Genomic DNA, 17,183 nt, shown 5'->3' on the forward strand with positions numbered 1-17,183 from the left:
CGGAGGCTTCTGGAAAGGCCTGACGCACATGGCACAGCCCTTCTCACTGCCGGACTTCTATGTTCCGTATCCGGCGCGGCTCAACCCTCATGTGGAGGCGGCACGCACGCACACCAGGTCGTGGGCCCGCTCCATGGGGATGCTGGAGGGATCCGGCATCTGGGAGGAGAAGGACCTGGAGGCGCACGACTACGCCCTCCTGTGCGCCTACACGCACCCCGACTGCTCGGCCGAGGCCCTTTCTCTGGTCACCGACTGGTATGTGTGGGTCTTCTTCTTCGACGACCACTTCCTGGAACTGTTCAAGCGCACGCCCGACCGGGAGGGCGGCAAGCGGTACCTCGACCGCCTCCCGGCCTTCATGCCGATGGAGCGCGGCGCCCCGACGCCGGAGCCCGGGAACCCCGTCGAGGCGGGGCTCGCCGATCTGTGGGCCCGCACGGTCCCCTCGATGTCGGACGCCTGGCGGGCCCGGTTCGCGGAGGCGACGGAGAACCTCCTCAACGAGTCCCTGTGGGAGCTCGCCAACATCCACGAGGGCCGCATCGCGAACCCCGTCGAGTACATCGAGATGCGCCGCAAAGTGGGCGGCGCGCCCTGGTCCGCCGGGCTGGTGGAGTACGCGGCGAACGCCGAGGTCCCCGCGTCGGTCGCCGACGCCCGCCCCTTGCGGGTTCTGCGGGACGCGTTCTCCGACGGGGTGCATCTGCGCAACGACCTCTTCTCCTACCAGCGTGAGGTGGAGGACGAGGGGGAGAACAGCAACGGCGTGCTGGTGCTGGAGAAGTTCCTCGGCTGCTCCACGCAGGAGGCCGCCGAGGCGGTCAACGACCTGCTGACCTCACGGCTCCAGCAGTTCGAGAACACCGCGCTGACCGAACTCGGCCCGCTCTGCGCCGGCAGGGGCCTGGATCCGGCCCAGGCCGCCGCCGTGCTGGCGTACGTCAAGGGGCTCCAGGACTGGCAGTCCGGCGGCCACGAGTGGCACATGCGCTCCAGCCGCTACATGAACGGCGGAGGCGCGGGCGGGGCGGCCGCCGGCTTCGGCATGTCCGCCGCCTCCATCAGGTTCACGGTCCGCTCCGAGACCGCGCGGGCCCGCAGCCAGAGCCATGTGCCGTACCAGCACGTGGGCCCCTCGCTGCTGCCGGACTTCGACCTGCCGTTCGGGACCACGCTGAGCCCGCATCTGGAGGGGGCGCGGGTCCGGATCGTCGACTGGGCTCGGCGGATGGGCATCCTGGAGGCCCAGCCGGGCGTGCCGGGTTCGCACATCTGGGACGAGCGGCGGATCGTCGCGATCGACCTGCCGCTGTGCGCGGCGGGCCTGGATCCGGACGCGACCCCGGAGGAGCTGGACCTGTCCTCGGGGTGGCTGGCCTGGGGTACGTACGGCGACGACTGGTTCCCGGTGGTGCACGGGCGGGCCCGGGACCTGGCGGGGGCGCGGCTCGCCAACGAGCGGCTGTCGCTGTTCATGCCGCTGGACGGCGAGGGGACGCCGGAGCCGGTGAACGCCCTGGAGCGGAGCCTGGGCGATCTGTGGCGCAGGACGTCCGCTCCGATGGATCCGAGCGGACGGCGCGCCTTCCGGACGGCGATCGAGTCGATGACCGAGAGCTGGCTGTGGGAGCTGGCGAACCAGGCGCAGAACCGCATCCCCGATCCGGTGGACTACGTGGAGATGCGGCGGGCGACGTTCGGTTCGGACCTGACGATGAGCCTGTGCCGGCTCGGGCACGGCAGGAAGGTTCCGGACGAGGTCTACCGCAGTGGTCCGATGCGTTCCCTGGAGAACGCGGCGGCGGACTACGCGTGCCTGATGAACGACCTCTTCTCGTACCAGAAGGAGATCGAGTACGAGGGCGAGGTGCACAACGGCGTCCTGGTCGTGCAGAACTTCTTCGGGGTGGACTATCCGACCGGCGTGGCGATCGTGCACGACCTGATGAATTCGCGGCTCCGGCAGTTCCTGCATGTCGCCGAGGTCGAACTTCCCGTGCTGTACGACGACTTCGGCCTGGACGCCGAGGCACGGGAGGTTCTGGCGGGCTATGTGCAGGAGCTGAAGCACTGGATCGCGGGGATCTTGATCTGGCACCGGGGCTGCCGCCGCTACCGCGAGGAGGACCTGCGACAGGGCAACGACACCCCCTGGCATCTGAGCGGCCCCACGGGGCTGGGCACCTCGGCGGCGCAGGTGACCCGGATGATGGCCGAACTGGCGGGCAGCAGGGTCTGACTCCACGTCTGGATCGTGCCGGGCTCACGGAGTCCCGTACGCGGCGTCGCGGGAGATCCGGTTTCCGGGAATGCGGTCCGCCGTGAAAACCTCACGGCGGACCGCGGCCGAATGGATGCGGTCCTCGATCGCCATGACCGAAGGCCACGCTTCCTCGCCCTCATGTTTCCTCCCGTGACATGCATGGCGAGAATCGTGAAGCGGGCGTGAACAGTTCCACAGCGACGACTTTCGTTCTCCCCTTGGTTCCGCCGTTGTCGCTGCTCACACGAGTAACACGTGGCTCTGCCCCGGGCGCGCACCCGGCCCCTACCTATTCGAGTAGTGGTTTCGCCGATCACCGGATGCCTATCGTTCCGGACGAATCGACCTGATCGATGCGCACCTGAGTGCCGACGAATGGGAGAACCCGTGAGTACGCACCGTGAGATTTCTCTGACCGCCTATCAGAAAGACATCTGGGCCGCCGAATCCAGGACGCCGGGCGACCCGCAGTTCAATGTGGTCCAGCATGAGCGGCTGACCGGCCCCGTGGACACGAACGCGCTGCGCGAGGCGCTGAACCGGACCCTCCGCGGCCACGAGGCCTTCCGGCTCCGGTTCGGTGAGCGGGAGGGGATACCGTTCCAGTGGTCCGCCGATCCCGGGGCGTGGTCCGACGTCCGGGTGCCGGACGAGGACCTGTCGGCCGAGAGCGACCCGGCGGCGGCCGTCACCGCCCGGCTGGAGAGCTTCCTCGCCGAGCCGTTCACCGTCCAGGACTCCCCGCTCGTCTCCGCCCTGGTGGTCCGGGAGAACGCGGGGACGGTCCACCTGGCGCTGAAGGCCCATCACCTCGTCGTCGACGGCTGGGCCCTGAACGTGGTGAGCGGTCAGATGTGGGAGGCCTACGCCCGGGGCGGCACGGACGCGGTCCCGCTCCCCCACAGCGTGGTGGTGGAGGCCGATGCCGCCTACCGCGCATCGGCGGCCCACGCGCGCGACCTCGCCTTCCACCGCGACGCCCACCGCGACACCGTCCCCGCGCTCTTCCCGCGCTCCGCGGCCGCCGAGGCCCCCGCCGGACCGGGCCGGGCGCGGTACGGGTTCCGCGTCGACGCGTCGCTGGTGGACCGAATACGGGAAGGCGGCGGGTCGCCCTTCGGCCACGTCGCCGCCGCGTTCGCCACCTATTTCACCCGGGTGCACCGCAGTGAGCAGATCGTGCTCGGTGTGCCGTTCCTCAACCGGCCGGACGAGCGGACGCGTTCCGTCGTCGGGCAGTTCGCCAACAGTCTGCCGCTGCGGGTGGATCTCACCCCGGACGCGTCCCTGCACGATCTCGCCGAGCAGGTCAGGAAGAGAACCGCGGAGCTGCGCGACCACGGGCGACTCGCCCTGGGCGAGGTGCTGCGCACGGTCGGGGAGCTGCCCGGCGGTGCGCGCGGGCTCTTCGACATCACCCTGTCGTACGTACGGTTCCCGGCCGTCGAGGTCCCCGCGGGGATCACGCGCGTGGCATCCATCCTGGCTCCCGTGCACCGTCAGGACGCCCTGGCGGTGACGGTCCACGCCGACGAGGGCGACGGTTCCCTGCGGGTGGCCCTCGACTACGCCCTGGACGTCTTCGACGAGGACCTCCCGGTCACGGGTGTGGCCGAGGGGCTGCGCCGGCTGCTGGAGGGCGCGGCGAAGACGCCCGAGCTGCCCGCCTCCGCCCTCCTTCTGACCGACGACGCGGAACGGGCGGAACTGGTGCGGGCGGCACGCGGGCCGGACGTCCCCCACCCGACGGACCGGACGCTGCACGGCCTGTTCGAGGAGCAGGCCGCGGCGAACCCCGGCCGTACGGCGGTCGTGGACGACGCCACCGGGGAGCGGACCGACTTCGCGACGCTGGACGCGCGGGCCAATCAGGTCGCGCGTGCCCTCCGGGCCAGGGGCGTGGGCCCGGACGACCGGGTGGCCGTGGCCCTGCGGCGCGGCCCCGACCTGCTGGCCGCACTCCTCGGTGTCCTCAAGGCGGGCGGCGCGTACGTTCCGGTCGACCCGGGATACCCGGAGGAGCGGATCGCCTTTCTGCTCCGGGACAGCCGGGCGGGCGTCGTCCTGACGTCCGGCGAGCCGCTGCCGCCGGCCGTGGACCCGGCCTTACCGGTGCTGACCGTGCAGGACCTGCTGCGTGGGCCGTCCGGTCCGCTGCCGCCGGCCGCCGGGCCGCACCACCTCGCGTACGTCATCTACACCTCGGGCTCGACGGGCCGCCCCAAGGGCGTCATGGTCGAGCACCGCTCGGTGGTCAACCGGCTGGCCTGGATGCAGGCCCGCTATCCGATCGGGGCGGGCGACGTCCTGCTCCAGAAGACGCCGATCTCCTTCGACGTATCGGTGTGGGAGCTGTTCTGGTGGGCGGTCGAGGGGGCGTCCCTGGCGCTGTTGCCGGTCGACGGCGAGAAGGACCCCCGGGACATCCTGCGGACCGTGCGGGAGCGGCGGGTCACCGCCCTGCACTTCGTGCCGTCGATGCTCGGCCCCTTCCTCGACCTGCTGGAGGAGGACCCCGCCCTCCGTGCCGACGCCGCCTCGCTGAGCCGGGTCTTCTGCAGTGGGGAGGCGCTGCCGCCGGCCCGGGTGGACCAGTTCCACCGGGTCTTCGGCCGGCACTCCGCCGGCTCCGGTCCGCTGCTGGTCAACCTGTACGGGCCGACCGAGGCGGCCGTGGACGTCTCCTACCAGGATCTGCCCGGTGCGCCGGACGGGACGCCGCAGGTCCGGGTCCCGATCGGCCGCCCCGTCGACAACACCCAGCTCTACGTTCTCGATCCGGCCGGGAACCAGCAGCCCCCCGGGCTGCCGGGTGAGCTGTGCATCGGCGGGGTGCAGGTGGCCCGCGGCTATCTGGGCCGCGAGGAGCTGACCGCCGAGCGGTTCACCGCCGACCCGTTCTCCGGCGAGGGCCGGCTCTACCGCACGGGCGACCTGGCACGGTTGCTGGCCGACGGGACGCTGGAGTACCTGGGGCGGATCGACGGACAGGTCAAGATCCGCGGCAACCGGGTGGAGCTGGGCGAGGTGCAGAGCGCGCTGGCCGCCGTGGACGGCGTCCGCGACGCGGTCGTCGTGGACCGCGACTCCGCCGCCCGGGGCACGTACCTGGTCGGCTACTACGTCTGCGACGTCGCCCTGGACGACGCCGCGCTGAGGTCGGCCCTGGCCGCGACGCTGCCCGGTTTCATGGTCCCGGCGCACTTCGTGCGGATCAACGCCGTCCCGCTCACCCCGAACGGCAAAGCCGACCGGCGCGCGCTGCCCGAGCCGGCGGCGGAGGGCGGCGCACCGCGTGCGGCGACCGCTCCGCGCAATGACACCGAGCGGCTGCTGGCCCAGGTGTGGGCCGGGCTGCTGGACGGCGGCGACGTGGGGATCCACGACAACTACTACGCGCTGGGCGGTGATTCGATCCTGATGCTGCGGGTGCGGGCCGCCGCCGAGAAGCTCGGGCTGCACTTCTCGCTCACCGACCTGATCCGCAACCCGACGGTGGCGGAGCTGGCCGCGGTGGTGACCGAGGGGCCCGCCGCTCCGGAGGAGAGCGGGTACGAGCCGTTCGCCCTGGTCTCCCGGGTCGATGTGGCCCGGCTCGAAGGCACGCCCGGCATCGAGGACGCGCAGCCGCTCTCCCGCCTCCAGCTCGGCCTGATCTACCACAGCCGTGCCGAGGAGGCGTCCGCCGTCTACCGCGACGTCTTCCAGTACTCCTTGAGCCTCCCCTGGCAGGAGGGACCGTTCCGCTCGGCCTTCGACCGGCTGGTGGCCCGCCATCCGGCGCTGCGCTCCTCCTTCGACCTCGGCCTGTTCTCCGAGCCGCTGCAACTGGTCCACGACGAGGTGGAAGGCGGGCTCTCCGTCCGGGATCTGCGGGGGCTGCCCTCCGAGGCGGCACGCGAGGAGATCGCGGGGTACGTCGCCGAGCGGCGCTATCACCCGTACGTCTTCACCGACGCCCCGCTCTACCACTTCCGCGCCCATCTCCTGCCGGACAGCGTGGAGTTGGTGCTCAACTTCCACCACGCGCTGCTGGACGGCGGCAGTGTGGCCAACGTGGTCGGCGAGCTGCTCCAGGACTATCTGCACGCGATCGGGGCCGGGATCGGACCGGTGCCCGGCGGCCGGCTGCCGTCCGCGGCCGGGCATGTGGCGGCCGAGCGCGCGGCGCTGGAGTCCGCCGAGAGCCGGGCGTACTGGTCGCGGTACCTGGAGGGTTCCGTCCTCCCCCAGTTCGACGGCTTCCGGCCGCACGAGGCACCCGGCAGCGAGGAGCTCATCACCCGCCGGATCGACCTTCCGCACGAACTCGCGTCTTCTCTGCGGGCGTTCGCGCGGGAGCACGCGCTGCCCGTCAAGTCGGTGCTGTTCGCGGCGCACTGCCTGACCCTGGGTCTGTTCACCGGCACCACCGACGTCACGACGGGGCTCGTCACCCACGGCCGGCCCGACACGGACGGCGCCGAACGCATCGTGGGCCTGTTCCTCAACACCCTGCCGGTGCGCCTGGCCACCGACCGGGAGAGCCTCCTCGACGTGGCCCGCGAAACGTTTCGGCAGGAGCAGCTCAGCCACCCGCACAGGCGCTACCCGCTCAGCGCCGTCCAGGAGGAGCTGGGCACCACGGTGCTGGACACCGCGTTCAACTACATCCACTTCCGGCAGCTCGCCCCGGTCCTGTCGCTCCCCGGTGTGCGGATGGACGCCTTCCACGCCTGGGAGGAGACCAACTTCGCCCTGCTCGTCAACGCGGTGGCCGATCCGGCGGACGGCCGTCTCTGGCTGCGCATGGACTTCCGGGGCAGCGTCTTCACCCCGGACCAGGCGGCGCTGTACGCGGCGCGCTTCGGCACGGTCCTCGGCCGACTCGCACTCCACCCCGAGGAGCCGCCGCACGCCGCGCTGCGGGCCGGCGTCCCGGGCCTGGCGCCCGTGCCGACCGGGCCCGCCACCGTGCCGGTGGACGTGGTCACCGCCGTACGGGAGCGGGTGGAGCAGACCCCGGACGCGGTCGCTCTGGCCTTCGCCGAGGAGCGCTGGACGTACGCCGACCTCGGGCGGGCGTCCGACCGGGTGGCGCGCGGGCTGCTGGCCCTGGGCGCGGCTCCCGGTGACAGTGTCGGCATCGCCATGGACCGCTCCCCCGAGACCGTCGCGGTGATCCTCGGCGTGCTGAAGGCGGGGGCCGCCGCGCTGCCGCTGGACACCGACTACCCGCAGGAGCGGCTCACGGCGATGCTGGAGCAGGCCCGGCCGCTGCGGGTGGTCGCGCAGCGGACGCGGAGCGAGCTGCTGCCGGACGGCGTGCCCGTCCTCCTCGCGGAGGACGCCCTCGCCGGGCCGGACGGCGATGGACCGCTGCCCGCCGTGGCGCCGGACAGTACGGCCTATGTGCTCTTCACCTCCGGCTCGACGGGGCGGCCCAAGGGCGTGGCGATGCCGCACCGCTCGCTGGCCCAGCTGATCGCCTGGCAGAACAGCGTTCCGAGCGGGGCGGTCGGCGGGACGACCGTGCAGTACGCGCCGCTGAGCTTCGACGTCTCCTTCCAGGAGATCTTCTCCACGCTCTGCGGTGGTGGCACCCTGCTGCTGCTCTCCGGCACCGAGCGGCGCGATCTGCCCGCGCTGCTGCGGCTGTTGGACCGGGAGCGGGTACAGCGGATGTATCTGCCCTATGTCGCCCTCCAGCAACTGGCCGAGACGGCCACCACGCTCGGCATCTTCCCCCGCGCACTCACCACGCTGGTCTCCTCCGGCGAGCAGTTGCGTGTCACCCCGGATATCCGGCGGCTCTGCGCGGCGCTGCCCGGGGTGCTGCTGGAGAACCAGTACGGCCCCACCGAGTCGCATGTGGTGACGAGTTTCACGATGACGGGCGACCCCGCTTCGTGGCCGCCGCTGCCGCCGATCGGGACGGCGGTGACGGGCTCGGAGGTGCTGGTCCTCGACGCGTCGATGCGACCGGTCCCGGCGGGCGTCAAGGGGGAGATCCACCTCGGCGGCACCTGCTTGGCCGACGGCTACCTCCACCAGCCGGAGCTGACCGGCGAGCGGTTCGTCTCCCACCCCGACGGCACGCCGGGCCGCCGCCTCTACCGCACGGGGGACCTCGGTGTCGTCCTGCCGGACGGTTCGGTGGTCTGCCTCGGCCGCGCCGACGCGCAGGTCAAGGTGCGGGGCTTCCGGGTGGAGCCGGCCGAGGTCGAGCTCGCCGTGGGCCGGTTCGGCGCCGATCACCCCGGACTCGCCGACGTGGCGGTGGTCGCGCGGCGGCGCGAGGGCAACGACTCCTTCCTCGCGGCGTTCCTCGTCGGTGAGCGCGAGCACACCGATCTCGGTCAGCTCGGCAAGCAACTGCGCACCGTCCTGCCGGAGTACATGCTGCCCTCGCACTACGAGTGGCTGCCCGGGCTGCCGCTCACCCCCAGCGGCAAGCGCGACGACGCCGCGCTGCGCCGCATCCCGCTGACCGCGGGACGGGCGGGCGACGACACGCCGCCGCGCGACGCGTACGAGCACGCGCTGGCCGACCTCCTCGGCGAGCTGCTCCAGCTGCCGGTGCCGGGGGTCCACGACAACATCTTCGATCTGGGCGGCACCTCGCTGACGGCGATGCGGCTGGTGATGCTCATAGAGCAGCGGTACGGAGTGAGCATCCCGCTCTCGGAGTTCATCTCCGCGCCCACCGTGGCACAACTCGCCGACCGGCTGCGGGCGGGCGGTGTGAGCGCGGCGTTCGACCCGCTGGTGCCGATCCGCCCCGGCGGCGACCGGCGCCCGGCGTTCTTCGTCCATCCGATGGGCGGCAACGTCCTGTGCTACGTCCGCTTCGCCAAGTACCTCCCGGACGAGCAGCCGCTGTTCGCGCTCCAGGCGGTCGGGGTCGACGCGGGCACCGAGCCGCTGCGCAGCGTGGAGGAGATCGCCGCCGGATACGTCGAGGCCATCCGGCGGGTCCAGCCCGAGGGACCGTACGTCATCGGCGGCTGGTCCTTCGGCGGGTTCGTCGCCTTCGAGATGGCTCGCCAACTGCGTCGGGAGGGACAGGAGATCGCGCGTCTCGTGCTGCTGGACACCACCGCGCTCAACCCCGGCCGGCGGCTGACCACCGACGACGACGCCCTGCTGGGCTGGTTCTTCTGGGAGCTGCTGTGGCTCCAGCGTGGCGGGGACTCCCCCCTGGAGGCCATTCCGGCCGGGCTCGGGACGCTGGAGGAGAAGTTCGACTTCATCGCCCGGCTGGCCATCGACGAGGGTGTGCTGCCGGCGGGGAGCACGGGAGCGGTGGTGCGGCGTCTCTTCCATGTGTACGAGGCCAACTGGCGGGCGGCCTTCGCCTACCGGCCGGAACCGGTCGACCAGGACATGGTGCTGGTCCACGCCTCCGAGCCGCTGCCCGAGGTCCTGGACTCGATGCACACGGCCATCGAGTCACTGCACCGGGACCCGGCGAACGGCTGGCGGGAGCGGACCCGCGGCGAACTGACGGTCATCGACGTGCCCGGCGACCACCTCACCATCATGGAGGAGCCCCATGTGGCCCACCTCGCCCGGGTCGTCACCGAACTGATCGGAGAGTGACATGACGCAAGCACGCCGCAAGGCGATCGTGATAGGTGCGGGCATCGGCGGCCTGACGGCCGCCGTGGCCCTGCGCCGGGCCGGACTCGATGTGGAGGTGTACGAGCGGGCGGCCGAGCTGGGCGCCGCCGGCTCGGGGCTCTCCGTCATGAGCAACGCGCTGGCCGCCCTGGACTCGGCCGGAATCGATCTGGGTCTGGAGAAGCGCGGCCAGGTCCTGGAGTCGTACCACGTCAGGACCGCTCGGGGGCGGCTGATCCGGGAGTTCCCGTTCCCCGAGATCATCGGGCGGCTCGGGGTGCCGAGCGTCCTGATCACCCGTTCCGCGCTCCAGGCCGCCCTGTTGGAGGCGGCCGGGTCCATCCCCATCGTGCTGGGGGCGCAGGCGGACCGGTTCGACCCGGACCGGCCCGGGGGCGGGGTGCGCGTGCACTTCACCGACGGCACCCGGGCGGACGGTGACGTCCTCATCGGTGCGGACGGCTTCAACTCGGCCGTCCGCCGCCAGCTCACCGGCCCGGACGAGCCGTCCCGGGACAGCGGCTACATCTGCTGGCTGGCTCTCGTTCCGTTCGAGCACCCGGACTTCTCCCAGGGTTCGGTCACCCATTTCTGGGGCAGCGGGCAGCGGTTCGGCCTCGTCGACATGGGCGGCGGCACCCTCTACTGGTGGGGCACGAAGAACATGCCCTCCGAGGAGTCGAACAACTGGCAGGGGTCCAAGGCGGATGTGCGACGCGCCTTCGCCGGGTGGGCCGAGGTGGTGCGGGAGGCCATCGCGCGGACGCCGGAGGAGTCGATCCTGGCCGTCCCCTCGCGCGACCGGGCCTTCCTGGAGCGCTGGGGCCGGGGCCCGGTGACCCTGCTGGGCGACGCGGCCCACCCCATGCTGACCAGTCTGGGGCAGGGTTCCTGCATGGCGATCGAGGACGCCGTCGTCCTCGCCCGCCACCTGGCCGGGACCTCCGACAGCACGGTCGCGCTGCGCCGGTACGAGGACGAGCGCCGCGAGCGCACCCGGGGCATCGTCGCCGCCTCCCGGTCCATCAGCACCTTCGAGCAGTCGGTGAATCCGGTCCGGCGGCCGGTCAGGGACGCCTACTTCAGGTTCCTGCCCACCGGGCGGCTCACCGCAGTGCTGGAGGGCGCGCTGACCTTCCCCCACGCCTCTTCCGTATCGGAGGACATCCATGGCGGCCGGTAGGAAGCCCTCCCTCGCGCCGGCCGGTCGGGCCGTGCTGGTCACCGGCGCCTCGTCGGGTCTGGGCGAGGCGTGCGCGCTGCGGCTGGAGCGGACCGGGTTCCGTGTCTTCGCCGGCGTACGGAAGGAGGCGGACGGTGAGGCGCTGGCCGGGCGGTCGGCGCACGGCCGGATCACCGCGGTCCGCGTCGATGTCACGGACCGGGCCTCGATCGCCTCGGCGGCACAGGAGATCGCCTCCCTGACGGGTGGCCGGCCGCTGTGGGGGCTGGTCAACAACGCGGGGATCTGCGTCTCGGCGCCGCTGGAGTGCGTGGACCCCGAACAGCTGCGGCAGCAGCTCGACACCAATGTGGTGGGTCAGCTCGCGGTCGCCCAGGCGTTCCTGCCGGACCTGCGGCGCAGCCGGGGGCGGATCGTCAACGTGACCTCGGGCCTGGGCAGCGTCGCGCTGCCCTACCTGGGCGCCTACGCCGCCGCGCAGTTCGCCAAGGAGGCCCTGACCGATGTGCTGCGCCGGGAGCTCCGGTCCCAGCGCATCGGGGTGAGTGTGGTGCAGCCGGGCGCGATCATGACGCCGATCTGGAGCAAGGTGTCGGCGGGCGGCGAGGCGGCGCTGGCCGGCGTGGAGGAGTCGGTCGCGGAGCTGTACCGGGTGCCGTTCCTGCGCTTCCTGCGGCAGAACGAGGCGGGGGCCGCGGCCAGCGGAACACGGCCCGGGGACTTCGCCGCGGCAGTGGTGAAGGCCCTCACCGCGGCGCGGCCCCGGGCCCGCTACCGGGTCGGGGACGACGCCCGGCGGGCCGGGGTGCTGGCCCGGGTGCTGCCGGATCCGGTGCTGGACCGCTATCTCCGGCCGCTCACGGACTGACCGGCCGCGTGCCGGGTCGGCCGGTTCGTCCGTCCGACCCGGCCGACCCCGGTCCGGCCGACCCCGGCCCCGCCGACCCGGTCCGGTCCCTCCGAACCGCCCGCCGGTCGTCACGAGCGGGCGTACTCGGTGTCGGGCCGGGAGGTCCGGGCGGTCTGGACGCGCTGTTCGACCGCGCGCAGCAGATCGATCCGCGACCGTACGCCGAAGCTGCTGAACAGTCGGCGCAGGTGGTAGTTGACGGTGTGCGGGGAGACGTCGAGACGGCGGGCGATCTGCTGGTTGGTCAGGCCCGCCCTGACCAGCCGGACCACGGCGGCCTGCCGGTCGTTGAGCGGGACCCCCGCCGTCGCCTCCGGCCGGCCGGCCGGGTCGGCGGGGATCCCGGCCCGTACGGGAACGAGGGGTCCGGCGGCACGCGCCGTGCGCAGCGCCTCCGCCTCCCGGCACAGCGCCCGCTGGAGCGCGGCCGGTACCGCCCCGGCCAGGAGCTCCCGCATCAGTTCGTTGCGGAACACCGTCCGCCCGCCGTCGCCCGCCACCGCCCCCATCGCGCACGCCTCCTCGCAGAGCGGGATCAGGGCGGAGGGTGCGGTGCGGAGCATCGGCGCGAGGATCTCGTAGTCCAGCTCCCGGCCCAGCACGGCGGCGACGCTGAGGAGTTGGCGGCAGTCGCGCGAGTAGCCGGCCATGGTCTCCTCGACCTGCCGGTGGAGCCGTTCGGGCAGCCGGGAGGCCGTGTGGTGGGCGGTCCCCGAGCCGGTCTCGACCGCGCCCTCCTCCTGGAGCCCGAGGAGCAGTTCCGACGTGAGCCGGGGATGGCCGCCGGCCTTCTCGATCAGCTGTCGCAGCGGAGGCGACAGGGGCGCTCCGAGCGCTTCGGCGGCCAGGGCGGCGACGACGCCGGGGGCGAGCGGCCCCAGGGTGAGGCGCTCGACGAGCCCGCAGCGGGTGGAGAGGGCGGCGGCCAGGCTCTCGCAGCCGCGCCCCGAGCGGTGGGCGACCACCCAGACGGTGGGCACGCCGTGCGGCCCGGAACCGCGCCTCAGCAGGGCGTTCACCGCGTCCGTACCCAGCTGGTCCGCCTCGTCGACCAGGACGAGGACCGGTGTGCGGCGCATCCCCGGGCGGCCGATCCGGCCGGGGCGGCCGGGGCCGGTCCCCCTGTTGCGCACCAGGGACGGCAGTTGGCGGCGTACGCGGGTCTCTCCGGGGATGTGGAAGCCCAGCCGGGCCGCCTCCTGGGCGCAGGCCCGCAGCAGGCGTGTCTTGCCGGTCCCCGGTGGCCCCTCGACGACCAGGAGCGCACAGCCGCCGCGCGACGCGTGGTCGAGCACACGGCGGACGCGGGCCAGTTCGTCGTCGCGTCCTCTGAACGGCAGGTCGAGCGGGGCACGTAACACGTGGGGCCTCTCTCTCGGAGCACTTCGTGGCGCCCGCCGCACAGGCGGGTGTGCGGACCGGTCACACACGGCGGCGGACCGCGACCGTGCGGAATCGGCGTGCCACGAACGCGCCGTCGCAGAACGCGTGGTCGGACGCCGGGTTGGCCCCGGTGCCGTGCAGGTCGGAGTAGACGGCGCTCTGGGTCAGATACCAGTCACCGGTCATGTTGAGGGAGAGCATGACCCCGGCGTCCGCGCAGGCGTGGGTGACCGCGTGCTCGACGTCCTCGGAGGCCGTCCAGGCACCGGCGGAGAGCGATCCGGCGGTGCGGGCGGTGTCGAGCAGGAGGTCGACGCCGTCGTCGGCCGAGTCGACGGCCACGGTGAAGAAGACCGGGCCGGGGTGTGCGTGTGCCAGGGTGGCGCGGTCCTCCGAGCGGGCCGCGTCCAGCGCGACAAGGGTCGGGGTGCGCACGGTGGCCCCGGGGTGGTGGGGGTGGTGCACCGCGCGGCCGGCCAGGACGACCGGGCCGAAGGCGCCGGCGCCGGCCCGCTCCGCCGACTCCGCCGCCTCGGGTCCGCAGAGCGCCCCGAGCAGGTCGCAGGCGAAGGCGTCGCGGCCGAGGAGCCGGGTGATGGCGGCGGCGAGGTCGGCGACGACCTCCGGATAGCCCTTGCGCCCCCGGTCGGTGCGGATACCGGCCCGGGGGATCAGGATGTTCTGGGGGCTGGTGCAGAGCTGGCCGCTGTAGAGGGCGAGGGAGAAGGCGAGGTTGTCGAGCATGGCCGCGTAGTGCTCGGTGGATTCGATCAGCACGGTGTTGACGGCGGTGGTGGAGGTGAAGACCTCGGCCTGGCGCGCGTGGTCCCGCAGCCACCGGCCGAACGCGGTGGTGCCGGTGAAGTCGACGATCCGTATCTCCGGACGGACCGCGAGCGTCCGGGCAAGCCCTTCCTCCGGGTGCTCGACGGCCAGCGCGACGAGATCGCCGGAGAAGCCCGCCTCCGCGAGGACGTCCCGGGCCACGGCGACGGTCAGGGCGAGCGGGAGGACGGCGGCGGGGTGGGGCTTGACGATGACCGGGTTGCCGGTGGCGAGCGAGGCGAAGAGACCGGCGTAACCGCTCCAGGCGGGAAAGATCCGGTTGCCGACGAGCAGTGCGGTGCCCCGGCCCGAGGGGGTGAACGTCTTCTCCATGACGCAGGGTTCGCCGGAGGCCAGGGGCTTGTTCCAGAGCACGTGCGCGGGCAGCCGGTCCTGTTCGGTGTACGCGGCGGCCACCGCCTCCAGGCCGCGGTCCTGGGCGTGCACGGCTCCGGCGTGGAAGGCCATCACGGGCCCGTGCCCGCTGGTGTGCATGGCGGCGTGGGCGAACTCGGCGGAACGGGCGTTGATACGGGCGAGGATCTCCAGGCAGACCGCCGCCCGGATCAGCGCCCCGGCCCGCCGCCAGTCGTCGGCGGCCGCCTCCGCGCACGCGAGTAACGTCCCGGGGTCGCTGTGCGGGTAGCTGATGCCCAGGGAGAAGCCGTACGGGGAGATCTCGCCGCCCTCGGCGGGTGCGGGTCCCACGGTGCCGTCCCGGCCGGGCTGTTCGAGGGGGAAGGGCCGGTCCAGCAGGGCGCGGAACGCCCGCTCCCCCGCGGCCTCGGCGTCCGTGCCGTAGGCGCCCGGGTCCTCGGGGTAGGGCGACCAGTGGACCCGCGTGCGCAGGGTCTCCACCGCACGCTCCAGGGTGGGCCGGTGCGCGTCGACCAGGATCTGCCGGGTGGCGTCGGCCACGCCCGCGGGGAAGGAGTCCTGCACGGGGATGGGGTTCACACGAGCTCCTTGGATCGGTCCGGGGAGGGCAAGGAAGGAGGGATGAGCGGAGTGACGGACGAGCGGTACGGCGACCGCGGTCCACGCGGTCAGAGCAGAACGTGGCGCAGTACGGCCTCGAACTCGGCCGCCGTCGGCGGGGTGTCGGTCAGCAGCCCCTGGAGGAGCAGGCCGTCGATGACGCCCTTGAAGACCTGCACCCGGACCGGGTCGGTGGTGTAGCGGTGCGCGTACCCGGCGATGGCGTCCAGCCAGTGCCCGGTGGAGGTGCGCAGCTCCGGCCGGCGGGCGGCGAGCAGGTAGAGCTCGTACTCGGCGAGCAGGCGGCCGGGGCCCGACACGACGTCCCGGAGCAGATCGGCGAGGGCGGTCAGGCCCTCGGGGCTGCCGTCGGCCTTCTCGGCCAGGAGCCGCATCCGTTCGGCGTCCTGGTCCATACAGACGGTGAGCGCCGCGGTGAGCAGGTCGTCGATGCTCTTGAAGTAGTAGGCGGCGGCGGTGGCGGGCTGGTTGGCCTCGCGCGCCACCGCCCGGTGGCTGACGCCGGCGACGCCCTCGCGGGCCACCACCTGGAGGGTGGCCTCGATGAGTTCCTGCCGCCGGAGCTCGCCCTTGAGCAGGCGTCCGTCGGTCTGCGGTGTGTGCATCGTGCCCTCCGGGCGTCGTGGTCGGGGCGGGACGGGAACGACGGGCCGTCCCTCTTCGCCGCGGCTGCTGGGACCGGCGGCTACCGGGCGGACGTCGCGTGTCCCTCGTCCGCCGGTTGGTCCGCCGGAACATCGGTCCGCGCCCGCAGACCACGGTCGAGGGGCCGCTGGGCGATCAGCGCCAGCAGCACCGTCGCGCCGCCCGCGGCGATGGCGACGGCGAAGCCGCCGGAGGGACCGAAGCGGTCGACCATACTGCCCGACACCGAGGCGCCGAGCGCGACGCCGACACTGAGGCCGGTGATCGCCCAGGTCATCCCTTCGGTGAGGACGGCGGGCGGCACCGTCTTCTCCACCAGTCCCATCACCACGATCATGGTAGGCGCGAAGAAGATGCCGGAGAAGAAGACGGCGGCCGAGAGCGTGGCGATGTTGCCGACGAGCAGCAGCGGCAGCGTCGTCAGGGCGGTGCCGGCCGTGCTCATCAGGAGCAGCCGGGGCAGCGGTGTGGTGAGCCTGAGTGCGCCGAAGACCAGTCCGGCGCCGGCCGAGCCGACCGCGTAGACGGAGAGCACGATGCCCGCGCTGGCCGGGGAGCCCTGCTCCTCCGCGAAGGCGACGCTGACCACGTCCACGGTGCCGACGATCGTGCCGCCCGCGACCAGGGTGAGGGCCAGCAGGAGGAGCGGTCCACCGCGCAGCGCCGAGACGTTCCGGGCGCCGTCGGTGGCAGGCTGGATCACCGGCGGTTCGGTGCGCTTCTGCGGGACGAACATGAGGACGCCGAGGGTGAGCAGCACCGCCGCCACCAGCGGCCCGGCCTCCGGGAAGAGCGCGGTGCTCAGCGCGACCGAGAGCGCGGGTCCCACGACGAAGGTGAGCTCGTCGACGACCGATTCCAGCGAGTAGGCGGTGTGCAGCCGGTCGGAGCCGCGGTAGACGTGGGTCCACCGGGCGCGGACCATCGCGGCCATGTTGGGCATCGTCCCGGCCACCACGGCGCTGACGAACAACGTCCAGACGGGGGCGTCGTACCGGGCGCAGAGAAGCAGCACGCCCATGGCGATGACGCTGAGTCCGGTGGCGGGCAGGAGCACCTTGCTCTGCCCCCGGCGGTCGACGACGCGGGAGATCTGGGGGCCGCAGAGGGCCATGGAGAGGGTGAAGGCGGCGGAGACGGCTCCTGCCAGGCCGTACTCCCCTCGCATCTGGGACAGCATCGTGATGATCCCGATGCCGGCCATCGAGAGCGGCATACGGGCGACGAAGCCCGCGGCGGAGAAGGCTACGGAGCCCGGCGCCTTGAAGAGGGCGCCGTAGGGGTTGGCCATGGGGATGGACCTCCGGACGGGAAGGAGAAGAATCTGAACGACTGTTACACATTGAACGGTCGTTACATTTTCTCACCGT

Annotated in this window: 8 protein-coding genes; 4 read left to right on the forward strand and 4 right to left on the reverse strand. The window is 72.7% G+C overall.

Annotated features, from left to right (window positions below):
• The first annotated feature begins 28 nt into the window (after positions 1–28).
• The 4 genes from OG245_RS01580 (at position 29) to OG245_RS01595 (ending at position 11,919) form a co-directional block, all read left to right on the forward strand.
• Positions 29–2,242 (forward strand): germacradienol/geosmin synthase, encoded by a 2,214-nt coding sequence (locus tag OG245_RS01580; protein ID WP_371621726.1) that lies wholly within the window; start codon positions 29–31, stop codon positions 2,240–2,242.
• A 411-nt stretch (positions 2,243–2,653) separates the two neighbouring features.
• Complete coding sequence (locus OG245_RS01585) at positions 2,654–9,847, forward strand: amino acid adenylation domain-containing protein (protein WP_371621727.1); 7,194 nt, start codon at positions 2,654–2,656, stop codon at positions 9,845–9,847.
• Between the two features lies 1 nt (position 9,848).
• Positions 9,849–11,051 carry an FAD-dependent monooxygenase gene (locus tag OG245_RS01590; RefSeq protein ID WP_371621728.1) on the forward strand — a complete coding sequence of 401 codons (1,203 nt, stop codon included), beginning with the start codon at positions 9,849–9,851 and terminating at the stop codon, positions 11,049–11,051.
• Positions 11,038–11,919, forward strand: a complete 882-nt coding sequence (locus OG245_RS01595) for an SDR family NAD(P)-dependent oxidoreductase (RefSeq protein ID WP_371621729.1) — start codon at positions 11,038–11,040, stop codon at positions 11,917–11,919. Before OG245_RS01590 ends, OG245_RS01595 begins: the two co-directional genes overlap by 14 nt.
• A gap of 110 nt (positions 11,920–12,029) precedes the next feature.
• Here the strand turns inward: OG245_RS01595 and OG245_RS01600 are convergent, their stop codons facing one another.
• From OG245_RS01600 to OG245_RS01615, 4 genes are all read right to left on the reverse strand, one after another.
• The gene (locus OG245_RS01600) at positions 12,030–13,322 is read right to left on the reverse strand and encodes a LuxR C-terminal-related transcriptional regulator (RefSeq protein ID WP_371621730.1); all 1,293 of its coding nucleotides are present in this window, start codon (positions 13,320–13,322) and stop codon (positions 12,030–12,032) included.
• Between the two features lie 61 nt (positions 13,323–13,383).
• Positions 13,384–15,126 carry a phenylacetic acid degradation protein PaaN gene (gene paaN, locus OG245_RS01605; RefSeq protein WP_371621731.1) on the reverse strand — a complete coding sequence of 581 codons (1,743 nt, stop codon included), beginning with the start codon at positions 15,124–15,126 and terminating at the stop codon, positions 13,384–13,386.
• An 89-nt stretch (positions 15,127–15,215) separates the two neighbouring features.
• On the reverse strand, positions 15,216–15,773 hold the full coding sequence (locus OG245_RS01610) for a TetR/AcrR family transcriptional regulator (protein WP_371621732.1): 558 nt from the start codon (positions 15,771–15,773) through the stop codon (positions 15,216–15,218).
• Positions 15,774–15,853: 80 nt separating this feature from the next.
• Positions 15,854–17,104, reverse strand: coding sequence for an MFS transporter (locus OG245_RS01615; protein ID WP_371621733.1), 1,251 nt, complete (start codon positions 17,102–17,104; stop codon positions 15,854–15,856).
• Positions 17,105–17,183 lie beyond the last annotated feature (79 nt).

It is taken from the genome of Streptomyces sp. NBC_01116, assembly GCF_041435495.1.
In the GTDB taxonomy this organism is placed as follows: domain Bacteria; phylum Actinomycetota; class Actinomycetes; order Streptomycetales; family Streptomycetaceae; genus Streptomyces.